Source organism: Pseudomonas sp. BN411 (genome assembly GCF_029871235.1).
Classification (GTDB): domain Bacteria; phylum Pseudomonadota; class Gammaproteobacteria; order Pseudomonadales; family Pseudomonadaceae; genus Metapseudomonas.
Genome location: NZ_SSOM01000075.1, coordinates 19651 through 33727, shown reverse-complemented (window position 1 = coordinate 33727; position 14077 = coordinate 19651). Strand labels below are relative to the sequence as shown.

The window sequence follows — 14077 nt, the reverse complement described above, 5'->3', positions numbered from 1 at the left end:
GAGCTCAAGACCTTTGTGGGGGCGATTTCAATCGCTGAGCAGGCCGAAGGTCTGCCCTGGAGTCTCCGGGGGCCGCTGCGCAGCCCTTGGCGAATGAATTCGCCCCCANAGGTAGAGCAGAGCCATGGGATTGGCCCTGCGCGGAGCTCAAGACCTTTGTGGGGGCGATTTCAATCGCTGAGCAGGCCGAAGGTCTGCCCTGGAGTTTCCGGGGGCCGCTACGCAGCCCTTGGCGAATGAATTCGCTCCCAAAGGGCGCAGCTAAACCTCGCCGTAAAGCTTGTCGCTGACCAGCATATGGCCCGGTGCATGGGTGATGTAGAGCTCGGGCTCGGCTTCGGCCAACACCGCCTGAGGGGTAACGCCACAGGCCCAGAACAGCGGAATCTCATCGGCAAGCACCGGCACCGCGTCGCCGTAATCCGGTGCGGCGAGGTCGGCAATGCCGATGAGAGACGGATCGCCGATATGAACCGGCGCACCGTGAGTCATAGGAAAGCGCGCGGTGATTTCGATGGCGCGCACGGCATCGGCGGCCTTCATCGGGCGCATGGAAACCACCGTCTTGCCCGCCAGGCGTCCCGCCGGATGGGTGTCGATGGCGGTGCGGTACATGGCGACGTTGCGCCCCATCTCGATGTGGCGCAGCTGAATGCCGGCATCCAGTAGGGCCTGCTCGAAGGAGAAGGAGCAACCAATGGCGAAGGCGACGAAATCCGCCTCCCAGAACTCGCCGATATCGGTCACTTCCTCGAACGCCCGTCCACGGCGGTGGATGCGATAACGCGGCACATCGCTGCGCACATCGACGTCGGTGCCGAGCTTTTCGAAGTACGGCGAGCCCGGCTCAGTGACGTCCAGCAGCGGACAGGAACGCGGATTGAGTACGCAGAAGCGCAGGAACTCATCCGCCCAGGACTTCTGCAGGACCACGATGTTGGCCTGCAGATGGCGCTGGCCGAGACCGCTGGTGTGGCCGTCGTAGTCGCCGCGGCGGACCAGGCGGCGCAATTCGCGAGGGGAAAGTTGGGCGAGTTCAGCAGTCATGGAGCGGCTCCGATTGTTGTTCTGAGCGTTTTGTAGGGGTGCTGTGGTCAGGCCGTCCAACAAGAATTTTCCGGGACCGGGCATCGGGAAAATTGAACATCCACGCTGGAAGAACCTGGCTCCGCACCCTGCCCGATCGTAGGGTGCGCCATGCGCACCGGCTCGGCGTCAGAACAGGGATACAAGCTCAGAGGCTGCGCGGGTGCCCCTCACCCGTCTTCAGCTCGGCCGGTACGAAGCAATCCATACCCACGTTCTCGGCGTAGTGCGCCACTACGGCCTTGCTCACGTCCGCGATCTGGTCCACCAGCTCCAGGCCGGTTCCGCCGCGCCAGGACATCACCAGCGGCAGGCCCGGCGGCATCGTGCCGATGCTCAGCCGGGTCAGCTCGCCACGCTCCAGCTCCTGGGCCACCAGGGCAGGCGGCAAGGCGCCGATGCCGAATCCGTCGCGCAGCAGCCGGGTCATGGCCGCCACCGAGTTCACGCAACTCAAGTGCGGTGTCATCACGCCGTTGGCGTGCAGCAGGCCAAGCACATCCTGGTGGGGCCGCGAGTGCTTGGAGAAGGTCACGATGCGCTCGCGGGCGAGTTCCGCCAGGGAGGCGTAGTCGCGGTGATAGATGGAACCGGTGGAGACGATCCAGCACAGCGGATAGCTGCCCAGTTCCAGGTTGAGCACCGACTCGTGGCGCAGCGGGTCGGTCTGGAAGATCAGGTCCAGGTAGCCCTTCTGCAGCTGCTCGGAGAGGTTGCGCGCGGTGTCGGCCATCAGCTCGATCTCTACCGCCGGATACAGCTCGTTCACCTTCGACACAAGGGGGCTCAGCCAGGTGTGGATCACCGTGTCCATGGCGCCGATACGGATGCGCCCCTGGGTGGCGGCGCTGGTGTCGATGGCCTGCCGCAGGGCGTGCATGGTGTCCATCATCTGCTCGGCGTACTCCAGCACCTTGTGCCCCTCGGGCGTCAGCGTCACGCCCCGGGAGTCCCGCACGAACAGCTTCACGCCCAGTTCGTCCTCCAGAACAGCGATACGACTGGAGATGGAGGCCTGGGTGCTGAACAGCTTCTCGGCGGTCAGGCGGAAGCTTTTCAGGCGGGCGACCCAGACGAACGTTTCAAGGAACTTCAGGTTCATGGCGGTTACCAACAAACAAGGGGCCAAACGCAGCTAAGGCGAAAAGATACAGTAGATTCAAGCACTTCCTGTGCCAGAGCGATTCCGGAACGACGAACGCCGCCCATCGGCGGGGCGGCATCTTCAACCCTGGTGCCGTTGATCGGGTATCGGAAATTCTTATCCCCTGCGGCCGCTTTAATTAGTTGGACGGTCCCGCAACCCCGGCACAAGAATCCGCCCACTGGCTGCGGGCGCCGACTCCGCATCCGCCGAATGCTCAAACAACGCCAAGAACAGCGATCGGAGAACCCCATGCAAAAACACGCGACCCACGCGGGCGGCGGCCTGGATATCGACCAGGGCGGCCATTTCGGCTGGTACCGGGCCCTCAGCAAGCAGGAACGCCGGACCTTCTGGAGCTGCAAGATAGGCTACGGCCTGGACGGCATGGACACCCAGATGCTCAGTTTCGTCATCCCCACGCTGATCGCCATCTGGGGTATCAGCACCGGTGAAGCCGGCCTCATCCACACCCTCACCCTGCTCGCCTCCGCCGCTGGCGGCTGGGTGGCCGGCATCCTCTCCGACCGCATCGGTCGCGTGCTCACCCTGCAACTGACGGTGCTCTGGTTCGCCTTCTTCACCTTCCTCTGCGGCCTCGCGCAGAGCTACGAACAACTGCTGATCGCCCGCACCCTGATGGGCTTCGGCTTCGGCGGCGAATGGACCGCAGGCGCGGTACTGATCGGCGAAGTCATCAAGGCCAAGGACCGTGGCAAGGCCGTGGGCCTGGTGCAGTCCGGCTGGGCCCTCGGCTGGGGCATGACCGCCGTCCTCTACTCGCTGATGTTCAGCATCCTGGCGCCGGAAGATGCCTGGCGCGCGCTGTTCATGCTGGGCCTGCTGCCGGCGATCTTCGTGATCATCGTCCGCCGCCTGGTGAAAGAGCCGGAAATCTACAAGGAAGCCCGCAAGCACAACCAGGGCGCCGAGAAGGTCAACTTCTACGAGATCTTCGCCCCCGGCATGCGCAGCATCACCCTGCGGGCATCCTTGCTGACCACGGGCGCCCTGGGTGGCTACTACGCCATCACCTCCTGGCTGCCGACCTTCCTCAAGGCCGAACGCGGGCTGACCGTGCTGGGCACTGGCGGCTACCTGGCGATGGTGATCCTCGGCTCCTACGTGGGCTACGTGATCAGCGCCTTCCTCACCGACCTGATTGGCCGCAAGAAGAACTTCATCCTCTTCGCCGTCGGTTCCTTCGTCGTGGTGCTGCTCTACACCAACCTGCCGGTGAGCAACACCGCCATGCTCTGGCTGGGCTTCCCCCTGGGCTTCTTCGCCTCGGGCATCTTCAGCGGCATGGGCTCCTTCCTTACCGAGCTGTTCCCCACCCGCATCCGTGGGTCGGGCCAGGGCTTCTGCTACAACATCGGCCGCGCCGTCGCCGCGCTGTTCCCGATGCTGATCGGCATCCTCAGCCAGCACGTTTCGCTGGGTGTGGGCATCGGCAGTTTCGCTGCGGCGTCCTACGGGGTGGTCATCCTCGCCGCCCTCAGCCTGCCGGAAACCCGCGGCAAGCAGCTGGAAATCTGACCGAGCCCCATCCCACCCAGGATTCCCCCATGCACCCGAACACCCGTCTGGCTGCCGCGCTGATAGCCGGCAGCGGACTGGGCTGGCCCCTGCTCGCCCAGTCAGAACTGCTCGAAGACAGCCACGCCAGCCTGGAGCTGCGCAATTTCTACTTCAACCGCGACTTCCGCCAGAGCGGCGCCCGCGACAAGGCCGAGGAATGGGCCCAGGGCTTCCTGCTGCGCATGGAGTCCGGCTACACCGAAGGCACCATCGGTGTCGGCGCCGATGCCATCGGCCTGCTGGGGGTCAAGCTGGACTCCGGCGACGGCACTGCCGGCACCGGCCTGCTGCCGGCCGACCAATCCGGCGGCTCCCAGGATGACTACTCCAAGCTCGGCCTGACCGGCAAGCTGAAAGCCTCCAACAGCGTGCTCAAGGTCGGCGCCCTGCACTTCAAAAGCCCGATCGTGTCGGCCAACGACTCGCGTCTTCTGCCGCAACTGTTCCGTGGCGCGCTGCTCAACGTGCAGGAGATCGACAACCTCACCCTGCAGGGCGGGCGCCTCGACCGCATCAAGCTGAACAATTCCAGCAATTACCAGGACTTCAGCGCCAACCGCATCGGCGGGAAGAGCGACGCCTTCAACTTCGGCGGCGGCGACTACCGCGTCAGTCCGGCGCTGACCGCGAGCCTGCATTACGGCCAGCTGGAAGACATCTACCGCCAGACCTTCGCCGGCCTGGTGCACACCCTGGCCCTGGGCGAGCAGCTGTCGCTGAAGAGCGACCTGCGCTACGCCAGCTCCCGCGAAGACGGGAGCTTCCGCGACCTGGACAACAAGGCCAGCGGCGCCCTCTTCACCCTCAAGTCCGGCAGCCACGCCCTGGGCGCGGGATACCAGCGAATGTCAGGCGACGACCCCTTCCCCTACATCGCCGGCAGCGATCCTTTCCTGGTTAACTTCGTGCAGATCGGCGACTTCGCCAACGCTGGCGAACGCTCCTGGCAACTGCGCTACGACTACGATTTCGCCGCCCTCGGCGTGCCCGGCCTGACCTTCATGAGCCGCTACATCAGTGGCGACCACGTGGAGCGCGCCAGTGGCAGCGACGGTGAAGAGTGGGAACGCAACACCGACATCGCCTACGTGATCCAGAGCGGCCCGCTGAAGAACCTCGGACTGAAATGGCGCAACGCCACGGTGCGTTCCAACTTCGCCAACGACCTCGACGAAAACCGCCTGATCCTCAGCTACAGCCTGGCGCTGTGGTAGGACGGACCTGCCTGGAGAACAGACCATGAGCAGACTGCTGCTGAACTGCGATATCGGCGAAAGCTTCGGTGCCTGGACCATGGGCCTGGATGCCGACGTGATGCCCCTGATCGACTGCGCCAACATCGCCTGCGGATTCCACGCCGGCGACCCCGGCACCATGCGCCGCACCATCGGTCTGGCGGTTAAAAACCGGGTGAGCATCGGCGCCCACCCCGGCTACCCGGACCTGGTGGGCTTCGGCCGCCGCTCCCTGGCCTGTTCCCCGGCAGAAGTGGAAGACCTGATGCTCTACCAGATCGGCGCCCTCGACGGCCTGTGCCGCGCCCAGGGCGCCCGCGTCAGCTACGTGAAGCCCCATGGCGCGCTTTACCAGGACATGATGCGCGACCCGGCCATCCTCGCCGCCGTGATGCGCGCCGTGGCCGCCTACGACGCGCAACTGCCGCTGATGCTGATGAGCACCCGCGACAACAGCGCCGCCCAGGCCATCGGCGATGAACATGGCGTGAGCCTGTGGTTCGAAGCCTTCGCCGACCGCGCTTACGACGGCAATGGCTACCTCGTGTCACGCAACCTGCCCGGTGCGGTGCACCACGACCCGGAACAGGTGGTGGCTCAGGCCATCACCCTCGCCCGAGGCGAGTCCCTGCGCGCCAGCGATGGCAGCGACCTGCCGCTGAAGGCCCATACCCTCTGCGTGCACGGCGACAACCCCGGCTCGATCGCCGCAGTCAAACGCATACGCGAAGCGCTGGAGGCCCAATGAGCACCCCGCAGTTGCGCATCGAAGTGGCATCCATCGACGCCTTCATCCTGCGCCTGTTCGACCGCATCGACGAAGCCAACATGCCCTGGATGCTGGCCGCTGGCACTCGTCTGCGTGAAACCTTCGGCGATGCACTGGTGGACCTGGTGCCCTCCTACACCACCCTGCTGCTGCACTACGACCTGCAGCAGTTGGACCCGCGCCAGGCCCGCGAACTGATTGCCGGGGCCCTGTCCGACCTCAGCCCGGAAACCCGCGCCAGCGGCCGCAGCCACGTCATTCCCACCTGGTATGACCCGAGCGTCGGCCCTGACCTGGAACCTCTGGCCCGGCGCAAGCACCTCAGCGTCGCTGAACTGGTGCAGCGTCACAGCCAGCGCGAATACCAGGTATTCGCCCTGGGCTTCACCCCCGGTTTCGCCTTCATGGGGCTGGTGGAGGAAGCGCTCGCTGCGCCGCGCCTGACCACGCCGCGCAAACGCATCGCGCCCGGTAGCGTCGGTATCGCCGAACGGCAGACGGCGGTCTACCCGGTGGAAAGCCCCGGCGGCTGGAATCTGCTGGGACGTACCCCGGTGCGCCTGTTCGACCTGAATCTTCCCGGCTACAGCCTGCTGCAGGCCGGCGACCGGGTGCGCTTCGAGCCCATCGACCGCGCCGAATTCATCCGCCTGGGCGGCGACGACACCCCGCTGGAGAGCCTGCAATGAGCCTCGTGATCGACAACAGCACGCCGTTCATCCTTCTCCAGGACAAGGGCCGCTTCGGCTGCCGGCACCTGGGCGTAACCCAGGGCGGTGCACTGGACTGGGTGTCCATGGGTTGGGCCAACTGGTTGCTGGGCAACGACCTGGATGCCGCCGTGGTGGAAGTCGGCCTGGGCGCGTTCAGCCTGACCTGCCAACGGGATGGCGTCCTGGCCATCGCCGGTGCCGACCTGGGCGCCACGCTGGACGGCCAGCCGCTGCCGGCCTGGGGCGCCTTCAGGGTGCGCAGCGGCCAGCGCCTGGCCTTCGCCCATCCGCGCCGGGGTGTTCGTGCCTATCTCGCCGCACCGGGCGGTTTCCGTGGCGAACATCAGTTGGGCAGCGTATCGACCGTAGCCCGTGAAGAGCTGGGTGGCCTCAACGCGAACGGCAAGGCCCTGGCCAACGGCGACCAGCTGCATTGGCAGGGCGAGGCCGTGCAGATGCGCGACATGCCTCGCGCTCAGATTCCCGACTTCAGCGCTGATGCCCGCCTGGAATTGATCCTTGGCGCGCAGATCGGCGACTTCTCCGGCCAGAGCCTGTTTGATGCCTTCAACAGCCAATGGACGGTGGACACCCGCGCCGACCGCATGGGCGTGCGCCTGCTCGGTCCGAAACTGGAATGCCGGACCCAGTCGATGATTTCCGAAGGCATCGCCTTGGGCGCCGTGCAGGTCCCGCCGGACGGCCAGCCTATCGCCCTGCTCAACGACCGCCAGACCATCGGCGGCTACCCCCGCCTCGGTGCCCTCACTCCGCTGGCCGTAGCACGCCTGGCGCAATGCCTGCCCGGCGCCACGCTGCACCTGGTGCCGACGGTGCAGGAAGCGGCCCATCAGGAACACCGCAAGGCCCTGTCTGGATGGTGGAGCTGAGCGCTCCTCTTGTGGGGGCGATTTCAATCGCGATGCAGACCGCAGGTCTGCCCTGTGCCTGCGGAGACTGCTCCGCAGTCCTCAGCGAATGAATTCGCCCCCACAGGGTTGCTTCCTGCGCCAACACTGCCCAAAGGGTTTACCATTGCGCCCTTTCCCCTCTGCTGGCTGCCTCCATGACCGATCCCGTCCGCCTCTCCAAACGCGTTATCGAACTCACCGGCTGCTCTCGCCGGGAAGCCGAGCTGTACATCGAGGGCGGCTGGGTGACGGTGGATGGCGAGGTAGTGGAACAGCCGCAGTTCAAGGTGGAAGACCAGACAGTGGCCCTGCTGCCCGGTGCCACGCCCGACCAGCTGGAGCCGATGACCCTGCTGCTCAACCAGCCAGCCGGGCTGAGCTTCGAAGCCGCCCAGCGCGTGCTCACCCCCGAGAGCCGCTGGCCGGATGACCGCGCCAATGTGCGCCCGCTGCGCGGTCACTTCTCCCGCCTGTCCACCGCCCTGCCCCTGCAACCGGGCGCCAGCGGCCTGCTGGTGCTGACCCAGGACTGGCGCGCCCTGCGCAAGCTCAACGAAGACGCCGGCAAGCTGGAGCAGGAGTATGTGGTCGAGGTCAGGGGAACGATGACGGAGAACGGGCTGGACAAGCTCAAGCGCGGCATCCGCGTGAAGTCCGGCGAACTGCCGCCGGTGAAAGCCAGCTGGCAGAACGAAACCCACCTGCGCTTCGCCCTGAAGAATCCCCGCGCCGGCCTCATCGCCTCCTATTGCGAGGCAGTCGGCCTGAAGGTGGTCAGCATGAAGCGCATCCGCATCGGCGGCGTGCCCATGGGCAAGGTGCCGGCTGGGCAGTGGCGGTATCTGGGGTTGGTGGAGAAGTTCTGACAGGACGCCGTCCTGCCGTAGGTTGGTCCGAGGAACGAGGCCCAACATTGCAGAGCCCTGGGAAACGGAGACTGGTGGATGGAAAAAGCGCCATCCACCCTTGGGCTAACGCGCCCCTACAGCTGTTGCTCCTGCCGGCTGCGAGTGTCCTGCCGGGGCTGTTGCCCGGACGAAGCCGTCCGCTCGGCGGGATTGGCGCTCAGGCGCTGGAATTCGAATACCGGCGTTGTTGCCGGCCTGCTCTGCGCAGGGGCGCTGCCCGGGCCACGGCCCGAGTACTGGCCGTAGACACCCAGCAGGAACATGCCGATCACCATGAAAATGGCGACACGTTCGACTGACCTGGGATTCTTGCCGGAAGGCTGGTGCAGCACCTGCAACTTCGGCGAATCGGACTGGCGCATCATCAGTCGTCCAGAACCCGATCCATCAATTCCAGGCCCAGTCGCTGGGTGCTGGACTCATCCTGCAGCTCCCGCTGGCTGATGCCGGCCACCTTGGTTCGCGGTATGGCGAGATGGTGGTTGCTGAGGGTGATGGAGCAGCTGCCATCGGATTCCCACAAGCACTCGAACTGAAACGTGACGCTCATCTTGTTCAAGGTGTCCTCAACCTGGCGAAGCATCAAATTATTCATTCTCAGTCCTCCCCACCAATCGAGTGGCCGGACTGAAAAACCTAGCAGGGAAACTCGCCACGTAAATGTCATTGGGCGGTTATTCATCGGAAAGCATCCCTCGGTCGCATGACACCTCCGTTGCAGAGCCTTTGCTGACAAACGGTCCTTGCAACCTTCCCTGGCGGGTACGTCACTTGCAGTAATGCAAGATCGAGGGGGCCGGCATGCCCAACGATCATCTCGCACCCGGATTCGGCGTCGAGGAAACTTTCTTCCTGGTGGACAGGCGCAGCCGCAATCTCCCCGCGCAGCTGCCGGACGGTTTCCTCCAGGCTGCCCGGAATGCATTCAAGGAAGGTTTCAGCCAGGAGATGTTCCAGAGCCTGGTGCGCCTGGACATGGTTCAGCCCAGCCTGTTGGAAATCGCCGAGGCCCGCGCCAGCCTGCTGGAACGGCGCACCCGCTTGGCAGCCGTCGCCCGGGAATATGAGCTGGCGCCGGTCTGCGCGGGCACCCATCCCTTCGCGGACTGGCACTCGCAGGTGCCGTCCGATGACCCGCACAACCAATCGTGCTTCGAAGACCATCGGATGATCGCCCACCGCAGCCTGGCCTGCGGCCTGCGTGTCCAGGTCGTCGTGCCTGAGCACGTCGACCGCATCCTGGTGATGAACCGGGTGCTGGACTGGCTGCCCCTGCTGCTGGCGCTGAGCACCTCATCGCCCTTGTGGGGTGGTCGCCCGACGGGGCTGATGAGCTATCGCCAGGCGCTCTGCGCGGAATGGCCGCACAAGGGCATCCCCGAGCACTTCCCGGACGAACCGGCCTTTGCCGCCTATATGCAGTGGCTGATGGCGTCAGGGTCGATCCGGCGAGAGAGCGATCTCAGCTGGCGCATCCGCCCTTGCCCACGTTTTCCAGCCCTGGAGTTGCTGGGCGTCGACGCCTGCCCATCAGTAGAAGACGCCCTGTGTGTGGCCTCGCTGTTCCGCGCCCTCGTCGCCTGGTCCATGGATCGGACGGAAGACGCCCCGCGCGACCCTCTGCTGCAACGCCTGATACTGAAGGAGAACCACTGGCGCGCCATGCGCTTTGGTATCCACGGCCTGTTCCTCGACGCCTCGGGCGAGGCCAGCCTGTCGGCCGGCGCCTGGCTGGCACGCGCCCATGCCTGTTTTGGCGCACTGGCAGAAGCCGAAGGTGACGGCCTGGCCTTCACCCGTGGCCGCCACATCCTGCGCTACGGCAGCAGCGCCGACCGCCAACTGCTGCGCTACCGGGAGGCCCTGCAGGCGGGCCTGCCCCGGCAGCAGGCGCTGGTTTCGGTAGTGGACGGGCTGATTGCCGAGACCTGCGGCGATTAGCCGACAGGGCTCATCTTGAGCACATGCGAAATGCTCTGCGTACGGCCATCCCAGAGGTAGCGGAAGTGCGGGCCCTGCACCGGCAAGGTCACCGCCGGCGGGCGGAAGGCAGCCACGCACTCGTGGCCCGGCAGGCGCACGCTGTTGTACAGCAACCCCCACTTGTCGGCGTTGCGGTGCTGCCCGGCGAAGGCCTGGCTGGCGCGGTAGCTGGCCGGGTCCGCGTCATGCAGTTCAGCGCGATCACGCACGTCGAGCATCGGTTGGACCACTTTGTTCACGTAGGCGCGCAGGGTGATCTCGATGCTCGCCTCCTGGGTCGCACGCCAGAAGCGCTCCTGGTGGTAGCGGGTTTCGGCGATGGCGGCGTCGACGGAGTTGGCGCAGTAATAGACACCGAAGGAACCATCGGAAAAGCGGCTGGCACGGCCGATGTGGGTGAACACGGCCATCACCACCGTGGCGCCGGCGCCGCTGACACGATCCTCGGGCGCCACGCGGGAAATCTCGCCCACCTGGTCGCGTAGCCGGTCATTGGTCATGGACTCGATGGCGTAGGCGATGTCCAGGTCATCCGGGTCGAGGGTGTCCTCGAACACGGAGATGGGAGGAAAGCAGCTGTTGATCAGGCGGTAGGCCTTGCTCCATTCGGGAATCCGTTCAACCAGAAGCTCCTGGGTCATCAGCCACGCACTCCATCGAGATAGCGACGCACATCAGCCACATCCACCACCTGGCCACCCAGCATGTAGTCCAGCGCGCTGCGGCCGTTGAAGGGCGCGGCGCTGTTGGGCTTGTGCACCCATTCGTAGGCCCGTGCTTCCTGGTTGCTGAACAGGATGCGCAGGGACTTGTGAATGCCCATCAGGTAGGAAATGCGCTCCAGGGTGTCATGGGGCAGGCGCACGCTGGGCAGCTTCTTGTAGCTGAAGTAGGTGGTATTGCCGATGGAGCCCAGCAGGGTGCGCTGCTGCTCCTTGGTGCAACCCCACTTGTCCATCAGGTTGAAGAAGAACTTCAGGGCCACGCGGCCCGCTTCGCCACCCTGGATATCCGGGCTGGCATGGCTGGCGGGAATGCTCATGACGTTTCCTCGAGCAGATGTCTTGCTTGTAAATCTACTCCTGATCCGAATTATTTCAAGTCATCAGTTCGGATAAGTATCACTCACCTCCCCTCCTTGGTGGCTCCGGGGCCAATCAATGGAAAAAAGCGCCAATGTGCCAGAGCGCTTTCGACCTAGGCCCCGGCAGCCGCGCTGGCTAGAGTGCCGACGCACGCCACTCGCGAGGGCCACCGCCATGCTCGACGCCACCACCGCACGCCGCTCCCGATACATGGAGAACCGCCACCTGGCACTGGCCCTGTTCGCCGAGCAGGGCTACGGCCAGGTGAGCATGCGCGACCTGGCGGCGCAGCTCGGCATCAAGGCCGGCTCCATCTATCACCATGTCGAAAGCAAGGAAGCGCTGCTGTTTGAGTTCATCGAAGAGCTCTACGAGCAGTTGCTGGAGAATGCTGACCTGGCCGCCCGCGTGCACCGCGAACCGGCGGCGCGCCTGGCCGCGCTGATCGACGCGCACCTGGCCCTGCACGAGCCCATGGGCTTGCACTTCCGCCTGGCCGAACTGGAAGCGCGCTGCCTGTCCGGGGAGCGTCTGGAACAGGCACGCGACCTGCGCGCGGCCTATGAAGAGGCCTTGCTGGAACCGCTGCAGGAACTCGCCGACCAGCCCCTGGACGCTGCCGGACGTGGCGCGGTGGCCGGCATAGTGTCCCTGCTCAATCAGCTGCCGGCCTGGCTCGACGCCAGCGGCCTGCCAACGGAGCAAGGGCAGGAGCTGATGCAGCGGATGATCCTCGGCACGGTGCGCGGGGCCCTGCGCTTGCCCTGATCTGGGGATCTTGTGGGGGCGAATTCATTCGCCAAGGGACACGCAGTGTCCCCCCTGGGAAGCGTTCGCTTTCCGCCATAACCAGTCAGACGAAACAGGCTATTACGCATTTAGCGCGGGCAGGGAAATTCGACAGGCGCTTGGGGAAAGCGCCTACGCGGGGACTGCATTGCTGGCTTACAGGGGGCTTGGATAGGGTTTGCGGCGCTGTGACCCAAGGGTCATGGCCGGGTGTGGAAGCCCGTGCTTTCGAGAGTTGTTTCGCCATAGCGATGCCTGTGCGTCGGCAGTCTATGGCGGACCGTACGAGGGGCTTCGGCCCGACCGGTCCTGGCAACTTTCCCGGTACTTCCACACTCGTACGGTCCGCCACCCTTCAAGGATTTGGTGGCGGCTCCACAACTCAATGGATGGAGCTTTGCCATGACCCTTCCCGAAATCACCCCCCAGACCTTCCGCCGCCACCGCCGCCCGCTGCGCGCCTTCCTCATCGGCCACGAAGCCTGGTTCTCCACCCGCGACCTGCGCCGCCTGCTCAACACCGACATCAACGATCGCCTTATCGGCCGGCTCTGTGATGACCAGTGCCAGCGCGTGCTGTTGCTCAATGGCAGCGGCCGCTTCAACGAAGAAACCGTGATCAGCGAATCCGGCCTGCACACCCTGCTCTGGATGTACTGCTACCACCCGGAAAACCGGTTGTTGCGCCAGTGGGTGAGTCAGGAGGTGATCCGGGGGTTGTGGGGACAGGCAGCGCTCGTCGGCTAAGCCCCGATTTGCAGGATAAGGTGGGCGGCATTCCGCGAGCGGAGCGATGCCCACCGGCGCGATTGATGGGTATCGCTCCGCTCCACCCATCCTACGGACTTCATCCAGTTAGCTTCCTGAAACCATCTTTTCGCTCACATTGCCTACTGTTTAAGTACCAGCAGCAGAGATATCGCGATGTACGAGCCCATCAATGCAGTTGTAGTCATGGGTGTTGCCGGTAGCGGGAAGTCGGCCGTGGCGCGGGCACTGGAGGTGCGGACCGGGGCCAGGCTGATCGAGGGTGATGCGTTCCACCCCGACCGTAACATCCAGAAGATGAGCAGCGGGCAACCCTTGACCGACAAGGACCGCGCCAGTTGGCTGCGCGCGCTGGAAAAGCGATTGCACCGGGCCAAGGTCGATGGCGAGCATCCGATCCTCACCTGCTCGGCGCTCAAGCGCAGCTACCGCGACGGCCTGCGCCACGCCATGCCCGGCGTGGGCTTCGCCTATCTGCAGCTCTCCCCCGCCACCGCCGCCGAGCGAATGGCCCGGCGTCATGGGCACTTCATGCCGTGCAGCCTGCTGGAGAGCCAGTTCGTCGACCTGGAAGAACCGCTGGGCGAGCCGCTGACCCTGATCCTCGACGGCACCCTGTCCGTGGGCGAGCTGGCCAGCGCCATCCACCAGTGGTGGCAACAGCACGCGCCGGCTTGAAGCAAGCCGGGCACACACCCTGTGGGGGCGATTTCAATCGCCAAGCGGACCGAAGGTTCGCCCTGTGAACCTCAGGGGACGGCTGCGCCACCCTTAGCGAATGAATTCGCCCCCACAACGAAAAACCAAACCCCGGTACAAACCCTGTGGGGGCGATTTCAATCGCTGAGCGGACCGCAGGTTCGCCCTGTGAGCCTCAGGGGGCGGCTGCGCCACCCTTGGCGAATGAATTCGCCCCCACAAGGAAAAACCAAACCCCGGTACAAACCCTGTAGGGGCGATTTCAATCGCCAAGCGGACCGCAGGTTCGCGCTGTGAGCCTCAGGGGGCGGCTGCGCCACCCTTGGCGAATGAATTCGCCCCTACAAGGAAAAACCAAACCCCGGTACAAACCCTGTAGGGGCGATTTCAATCGCCAAGCGGACCG

General features: G+C 65.0%; 16 protein-coding genes. 10 read left to right on the top strand and 6 right to left on the bottom strand.

Annotated elements, in window-relative coordinates; genetic code table 11:
• Positions 1-261: 261 nt before the first annotated feature.
• Positions 262-1047, bottom strand: a complete 786-nt coding sequence (locus E8F06_RS22125) for a putative hydro-lyase (RefSeq protein WP_280371057.1) — start codon at positions 1045-1047, stop codon at positions 262-264.
• A gap of 187 nt (positions 1048-1234) precedes the next feature.
• Positions 1235-2188 carry a LysR family transcriptional regulator gene (locus E8F06_RS22120; protein WP_280371055.1) on the bottom strand — a complete coding sequence of 318 codons (954 nt, stop codon included), beginning with the start codon at positions 2186-2188 and terminating at the stop codon, positions 1235-1237.
• 294 nt (positions 2189-2482) lie between these two features.
• On the opposite strand from E8F06_RS22120, the gene E8F06_RS22115 reads away from it, so the two are divergent.
• The 6 genes from E8F06_RS22115 to E8F06_RS22090 all read left to right on the top strand — a co-directional run bounded on the left by E8F06_RS22115 (position 2483) and on the right by E8F06_RS22090 (position 8305).
• On the top strand, positions 2483-3769 hold the full coding sequence (locus E8F06_RS22115) for an MFS transporter (RefSeq protein ID WP_280371053.1): 1287 nt from the start codon (positions 2483-2485) through the stop codon (positions 3767-3769).
• A 29-nt stretch (positions 3770-3798) separates the two neighbouring features.
• A complete protein-coding gene (locus E8F06_RS22110) occupies positions 3799-5025 on the top strand; it encodes an OprD family porin (protein WP_280371051.1) in 1227 nt (408 codons plus the stop codon).
• 25 nt (positions 5026-5050) lie between these two features.
• Positions 5051-5794, top strand: a complete 744-nt coding sequence (locus tag E8F06_RS22105; RefSeq protein WP_280371050.1) for a 5-oxoprolinase subunit PxpA — start codon at positions 5051-5053, stop codon at positions 5792-5794.
• Complete coding sequence (locus E8F06_RS22100; protein WP_280371048.1) at positions 5791-6504, top strand: allophanate hydrolase subunit 1; 714 nt, start codon at positions 5791-5793, stop codon at positions 6502-6504. The genes E8F06_RS22105 and E8F06_RS22100 overlap by 4 nt, the downstream gene beginning before the upstream one ends.
• Positions 6501-7418, top strand: a complete 918-nt coding sequence (locus tag E8F06_RS22095) for a biotin-dependent carboxyltransferase family protein (protein WP_280371047.1) — start codon at positions 6501-6503, stop codon at positions 7416-7418. Before E8F06_RS22100 ends, E8F06_RS22095 begins: the two co-directional genes overlap by 4 nt.
• 176 nt (positions 7419-7594) lie before the next feature.
• Complete coding sequence (locus tag E8F06_RS22090; protein WP_280371045.1) at positions 7595-8305, top strand: rRNA pseudouridine synthase; 711 nt, start codon at positions 7595-7597, stop codon at positions 8303-8305.
• Between the two features lie 116 nt (positions 8306-8421).
• Here E8F06_RS22090 and E8F06_RS22085 read toward each other — a convergent pair whose 3' ends face one another.
• Together E8F06_RS22085 and E8F06_RS22080 are read right to left on the bottom strand one after the other, a co-directional pair.
• Positions 8422-8712 (bottom strand): hypothetical protein, encoded by a 291-nt coding sequence (locus E8F06_RS22085; protein ID WP_280371043.1) that lies wholly within the window; start codon positions 8710-8712, stop codon positions 8422-8424.
• Complete coding sequence (locus E8F06_RS22080; RefSeq protein ID WP_280371041.1) at positions 8712-8942, bottom strand: hypothetical protein; 231 nt, start codon at positions 8940-8942, stop codon at positions 8712-8714. Before E8F06_RS22080 ends, E8F06_RS22085 begins: the two co-directional genes overlap by 1 nt.
• Positions 8943-9148: 206 nt before the next feature.
• Here E8F06_RS22080 and E8F06_RS22075 point away from each other — a divergent pair, with 206 nt between their 5' ends.
• On the top strand, positions 9149-10288 hold the full coding sequence (locus E8F06_RS22075) for a YbdK family carboxylate-amine ligase (protein ID WP_280371039.1): 1140 nt from the start codon (positions 9149-9151) through the stop codon (positions 10286-10288).
• On the opposite strand, the gene E8F06_RS22070 is transcribed toward E8F06_RS22075, so the two are convergent.
• Positions 10285-10971, bottom strand: a complete 687-nt coding sequence (locus tag E8F06_RS22070) for an RES family NAD+ phosphorylase (RefSeq protein WP_280371037.1) — start codon at positions 10969-10971, stop codon at positions 10285-10287. The two genes, E8F06_RS22075 and E8F06_RS22070, sit on opposite strands and share 4 nt — an antisense overlap.
• Positions 10971-11372 carry an MbcA/ParS/Xre antitoxin family protein gene (locus E8F06_RS22065; protein ID WP_280371035.1) on the bottom strand — a complete coding sequence of 134 codons (402 nt, stop codon included), beginning with the start codon at positions 11370-11372 and terminating at the stop codon, positions 10971-10973. The genes E8F06_RS22070 and E8F06_RS22065 overlap by 1 nt, the downstream gene beginning before the upstream one ends.
• Before the next feature lie 217 nt (positions 11373-11589).
• Between E8F06_RS22065 and E8F06_RS22060 the strand changes: the two genes are divergently transcribed.
• The 3 genes from E8F06_RS22060 (at position 11590) to E8F06_RS22050 (ending at position 13650) form a co-directional block, all read left to right on the top strand.
• On the top strand, positions 11590-12183 hold the full coding sequence (locus E8F06_RS22060; RefSeq protein WP_280371033.1) for a TetR/AcrR family transcriptional regulator: 594 nt from the start codon (positions 11590-11592) through the stop codon (positions 12181-12183).
• Positions 12184-12606: 423 nt separating this feature from the next.
• Complete coding sequence (locus E8F06_RS22055) at positions 12607-12951, top strand: Bro-N domain-containing protein (protein WP_280371031.1); 345 nt, start codon at positions 12607-12609, stop codon at positions 12949-12951.
• Between the two features lie 177 nt (positions 12952-13128).
• Positions 13129-13650: a gluconokinase gene (locus tag E8F06_RS22050; protein WP_280371029.1), complete on the top strand. Its 522-nt coding sequence runs from the start codon at positions 13129-13131 to the stop codon at positions 13648-13650.
• The last annotated feature ends 427 nt before the right edge of the window (positions 13651-14077 follow it).

Coding starts and splice junctions, on each gene's coding strand:
- E8F06_RS22125 (WP_280371057.1), bottom strand. CDS start 1,047: ATGACTGCTGAACTCGCCCAACTTTCCCCTCGCGAATTGCGCCGCCTG.
- E8F06_RS22120 (WP_280371055.1), bottom strand. CDS start 2,188: ATGAACCTGAAGTTCCTTGAAACGTTCGTCTGGGTCGCCCGCCTGAAA.
- E8F06_RS22115 (WP_280371053.1), top strand. CDS start 2,483: ATGCAAAAACACGCGACCCACGCGGGCGGCGGCCTGGATATCGACCAG.
- E8F06_RS22110 (WP_280371051.1), top strand. CDS start 3,799: ATGCACCCGAACACCCGTCTGGCTGCCGCGCTGATAGCCGGCAGCGGA.
- E8F06_RS22105 (WP_280371050.1), top strand. CDS start 5,051: ATGAGCAGACTGCTGCTGAACTGCGATATCGGCGAAAGCTTCGGTGCC.
- E8F06_RS22100 (WP_280371048.1), top strand. CDS start 5,791: ATGAGCACCCCGCAGTTGCGCATCGAAGTGGCATCCATCGACGCCTTC.
- E8F06_RS22095 (WP_280371047.1), top strand. CDS start 6,501: ATGAGCCTCGTGATCGACAACAGCACGCCGTTCATCCTTCTCCAGGAC.
- E8F06_RS22090 (WP_280371045.1), top strand. CDS start 7,595: ATGACCGATCCCGTCCGCCTCTCCAAACGCGTTATCGAACTCACCGGC.
- E8F06_RS22085 (WP_280371043.1), bottom strand. CDS start 8,712: ATGATGCGCCAGTCCGATTCGCCGAAGTTGCAGGTGCTGCACCAGCCT.
- E8F06_RS22080 (WP_280371041.1), bottom strand. CDS start 8,942: ATGAATAATTTGATGCTTCGCCAGGTTGAGGACACCTTGAACAAGATG.
- E8F06_RS22075 (WP_280371039.1), top strand. CDS start 9,149: ATGCCCAACGATCATCTCGCACCCGGATTCGGCGTCGAGGAAACTTTC.
- E8F06_RS22070 (WP_280371037.1), bottom strand. CDS start 10,971: ATGACCCAGGAGCTTCTGGTTGAACGGATTCCCGAATGGAGCAAGGCC.
- E8F06_RS22065 (WP_280371035.1), bottom strand. CDS start 11,372: ATGAGCATTCCCGCCAGCCATGCCAGCCCGGATATCCAGGGTGGCGAA.
- E8F06_RS22060 (WP_280371033.1), top strand. CDS start 11,590: ATGCTCGACGCCACCACCGCACGCCGCTCCCGATACATGGAGAACCGC.
- E8F06_RS22055 (WP_280371031.1), top strand. CDS start 12,607: ATGACCCTTCCCGAAATCACCCCCCAGACCTTCCGCCGCCACCGCCGC.
- E8F06_RS22050 (WP_280371029.1), top strand. CDS start 13,129: ATGTACGAGCCCATCAATGCAGTTGTAGTCATGGGTGTTGCCGGTAGC.